Genomic DNA, 278 nt, shown 5'->3' with positions numbered 1-278 from the left:
GTTTTTTATGTAATCAGCTTTAATTGGCTGGTGGCGCCTGCTCAAGGAGTGCCTTGTTGTGACGCAACATCGTCAGAATATCATTGATGTAGTCATCAGAGCGCTCAGAGTAGCTGCCTAGCCCATGAATCAGCTGTTCAGCGGTTGGCGTCTTATGTTGTGCGTGAATATTCGCACGGAGCTCTCTAAAGCTGCTGTACGCTTGGTTGGTGTTTAGGTTATCGACGTAGGCAGATACTGAATCACCAACGGAGTCGAACTTAGCCACTTCGTGGGTC

Annotated in this window: 1 pseudogene; it reads right to left on the bottom strand. The window is 48.6% G+C overall.

What is annotated here, in order from left to right:
- Nucleotides 1–19: 19 nt before the first annotated feature.
- Nucleotides 20–278: pseudogene (locus AB4585_RS23615) on the bottom strand (glucosaminidase); the annotation flags it as partial.

The sequence above is a fragment of the Vibrio sp. 10N.222.49.C9 genome, assembly GCF_041474985.1.
In the GTDB taxonomy this organism is placed as follows: Bacteria; Pseudomonadota; Gammaproteobacteria; order Enterobacterales; family Vibrionaceae; genus Vibrio; species Vibrio crassostreae_C.
The sequence above is the reverse complement of the archived record's forward strand: the minus strand, read 5'-3'. Positions and strand labels throughout refer to the sequence as shown.